Source organism: Lactobacillus delbrueckii subsp. delbrueckii DSM 20074 = JCM 1012 (assembly GCF_001433875.1).
Taxonomy (GTDB): domain Bacteria; phylum Bacillota; class Bacilli; order Lactobacillales; family Lactobacillaceae; genus Lactobacillus; species Lactobacillus delbrueckii.
In genome coordinates this window covers 1-2782 of sequence record NZ_AZCR01000100.1, presented here as the reverse complement: position 1 = coordinate 2782, position 2782 = coordinate 1, and the positions used below count along the sequence as shown (strand labels likewise).

Sequence of the window (2782 nt, the reverse complement as noted above, 5' to 3'; positions counted from 1 at the left end):
TTGACCGCATTTACCGGCGTAGATAGTCAAAATCTACCAGATGTTATGGTAAGTGTTCAATTTATTCTTGCAATTGGCGACTTATATAAATTAGCGAATTAATTATATCATTCTAAAGGAAAAATTAACAAGTTTTTTCTTACTCATAATCTGGCAAAACCCAGCGGCCGATCGCTTCCGCCACCGCCCCCTGGTCAAAGGTCTTCTCCGTAATCTTATCGCAGTCAGCCCGCATTTCCGGGCTGACATTGGCCACCCCGACGCCGGTGCCGGCTGCCTTGATCATGGCCAGGTCATTGAAGCTGTCCCCGATCGCCATGGTCTCATCCAGCTGATAGCCCAGCTCCTGGCACAGTTTCTTTAGGCCTGTCCCCTTGTTCACCTTGGGCGGGTTGAATTCCAGGTAGCGGTTGGATGAAAAGCTCATCTCACTGACTTTTTCAAAAGCTGCCAGGTCCTTCCGCAATTTTTTCAAGCGGGGAAAATCAGTATCGACGTAAAGAATCTTGGCAAAACGGGCTCCGCTGGCCCGCAAGGCCGTTAAGTCCCCGCCTGGCAAAGCCGCGAAGTCGGCCCGGCCTTGGCAAAAATCGATCTCTTCTTGCGTAAGCTGGTAGCCGTAAACCTGGTCCTCAGTGTAGATATGCATCCCCAGACCTAATTCCTGTCCCCGTTTGAAGATTTCCTCAACCAGGTCCCCGTCCATCCCGGTAAAGGAGATCAGGCGCGGCCCCTTGTTTTCAAAAACCGCCCCGCCGTTGTAACAAATCGTGTACTGGCCGGCTTGATCCGCCTGGCCCAGTTCTTCTAGCGTCTGCCTTAAAGAGTAAAAGCCGCGCCCTGTAGCGGGCACGAATTTGATGCCCAGTTCCTGGCATTTTTTAATAGCCCGCAGATTTTCCTCTACTACCCGGCTGCCCGGCCCCAGCAAGGTCTCATCTAAGTCGCTAGCAATCAGTTTGATCATCATTTTTCCTCCTTGCTCATCATTTTTCTACCACCATGATAGCGTTTTTAGGAGCAAAAAGAAAACAAAAATGAAAAAAGAAAATGAAAAGAAAAAATAAAAAAGCTGCCTTACCGCAGCTTAATCGGTGATGGTTACCTCACCGGCAATATCCTTGTTGAAAAAGGCCCGGACGTCCTCCAGGTCCATCCCCTGGCCCAGGGCCCACATCAGCTTGGTTACAGCACTTTCACTGGTCATGTCCCGGCCACTGATCGCCCCTTCCAGCATAGCCGCCCGGCCAACCTCATACTTGGTCAAGTCAGTCCGTTCATACAAACACTGGCTGCAGGCCACCACGGGGACTCCCCGCTTGATGATCTCCCCGATCGCCTTAACCATGTTCCGCCGCATGTAGTTCATGCCGCCAAGGCCATAGGCTTCGATGACGATCCCCCTGACCCCGCTGTCGACCATGGCGGACAAAACCGCCGGGTCAAAGCCTGGGAAAAGCTTGATCATGGCCACCTGGGTCTCCACCTTGGTGTTCAAAGTGCAGATGGCGTGCTCGCTTGGCACGTATTCAAAGTCTTTGTGCTTGATGTCAATGCCGTCTGAAGTCACCATTGCCACCGGGTCAACGTTGATGCTCTTGAAGGCGTCAAAACCGGTCGTCCGGATCTTAACGCAGCGGCAGCCCCGCATGATCTGCCGGTTAAAAGCGATATAGATCCCCGGCTTGCAGGTTGCGGCCGCGGCAAAAGCAACCCGGAGGTTATCTGGAGCATCGCTTAAGATGGCCTGCATGGGAGCCTGGCTCCCGGTTAAAACAACGGGCAGGTCAATTCCCTGCAACATAAAGGTGAGCATAGACGCCGTGTAAGCCATGGTGTCAGTCCCGTGGGAGACGACGATACCGTCAAAGCCCCGGCGCAATTTATAAATCTGTTCGGCGATAAAAGCCCACTCTTCCGGCTGGATGTTGGAAGAGTCCAAAGACAAAATGTCCTTGACCTCGACTTCATAAGGCAGGCCGCCCAGGGTATGGAGCAATTCCGCCCCGGACTTGCCCGGGATCAAGCCCTCTTCTGAAGCCACGGACGCGATCGTCCCCCCAGTCGACAGCAGCAATATTTTCTTATTGGTCATCTTTTTTCCTCGCATGCTTCCCGATTTTCCTCAGCCAAAAGCTCATACAAACGATCCAGGTACTTTTCCAGCTGGCTTAGTTCTTGCCGGCTGTAGAGCTGCTCCACCTTTTCCTGCAGCTTGTGCATCCCCTTTTTAGCGCTGGCGCAAATCTGCCGGCCCTCATCCGTCAGGCAGACGATCTTCACCCGCTTGTCGCTTTCCGCCAGGCGGCTTCTGACATAGCCCTTGCCTTCCAGGCGGCCGACAATCCCGGCCATGGTGGCTTGGGCCACTTCAAAGTGGTTTTCCAGCTGCTTTAAAGGCGCCTGCTGGCCCGCGCATTTCTCCAGATAAACCAGGCAGTGAAACTGTGAAAAGGTCAGGCCCAATTTCTTGAGCTCATAGTTGCCCCTTTTGGCCATCAAATCATTGATCTTCTTGACTCTTAACCCTAAATCCATCGTTTCCTCGGCTCCTAATCTACCAACAATACCTAAGAGCCTATTTTACCATTTTTGCCGGTTAAAAGTCCTCTTCCAGCCGCTTGGCCTGGTCGATTTGCTCCCGCAACTTGCTTAAATCTGCCATTTTTTCCTCAAAAGTCCCCTATTTTCCAAGTATTTTAAAAAAGGTTCAGTATAAAAACTTGTGTAAATGACTGAGAGACTTAGAAAGCTTTCCGCGATAGTTCCATTAACCGCAGGA

Annotated in this window: 3 protein-coding genes; all 3 read right to left on the bottom strand. The window is 51.7% G+C overall.

Going from position 1 to position 2782, the window contains the following annotated elements:
- Nucleotides 1–139: 139 nt before the first annotated feature.
- Nucleotides 140–967, bottom strand: coding sequence for a Cof-type HAD-IIB family hydrolase (locus tag FD23_RS08490; RefSeq protein ID WP_230844790.1), 828 nt, complete (start codon nt 965–967; stop codon nt 140–142).
- Between the two features lie 120 nt (nt 968–1087).
- On the bottom strand, nt 1088–2095 hold the full coding sequence (locus FD23_RS08485; protein WP_171030685.1) for an asparaginase: 1008 nt from the start codon (nt 2093–2095) through the stop codon (nt 1088–1090).
- The gene (locus FD23_RS08480) at nt 2092–2538 is read right to left on the bottom strand and encodes a MarR family winged helix-turn-helix transcriptional regulator (RefSeq protein ID WP_002876645.1); all 447 of its coding nucleotides are present in this window, start codon (nt 2536–2538) and stop codon (nt 2092–2094) included. The genes FD23_RS08485 and FD23_RS08480 overlap by 4 nt, the downstream gene beginning before the upstream one ends.
- Nucleotides 2539–2782: the final 244 nt, after the last annotated feature.